We start from the raw sequence: 327 nt of genomic DNA, 5'->3' as shown, positions 1-327 counted from the left end.
CCGCAGGCCGGTGCGGTGAACTTGTACCGCACGCAACGTTTGGCGAATCAGAAGCAGCGCGATTTGGCCAAGTTGGTCTCGCCGGTGTGTGCGTTTCCTGGCTGTCGTCACGGAGCAGACAACTGCGAGCTACACCATGTGGAGGCATGGCGGCACGGTGGGGAGACCAATATTGGCAACCTTGCGCCGCTATGCAGGTACCACAACCGGGTCAATGATGATGATCCGTGGCGGAAGAAACGCGGCCGGATCGTGATGGTGCGGGGTGCACCGGTATGGATCTCACCCCGCGGCTATCCGGTGAAAAACACCAACCGCGGGGCAATG

1 protein-coding gene is annotated in these 327 nt (G+C 60.9%); it reads left to right on the top strand.

Annotation, left to right across the window (positions count from 1 at the left end):
• Positions 1-327, top strand: a 327-nt coding sequence (locus HMPREF2617_RS11695; protein ID WP_141763017.1) for an HNH endonuclease signature motif containing protein, incomplete at both ends; no start/stop codon positions are given.

Source organism: Corynebacterium sp. HMSC070H05 (assembly GCF_001837615.1).
GTDB lineage: Bacteria > Actinomycetota > Actinomycetes > Mycobacteriales > Mycobacteriaceae > Corynebacterium > Corynebacterium coyleae.
Note: the sequence above shows the minus strand (reverse complement) of the source record. Positions and strands in the feature narration are given on the sequence as shown.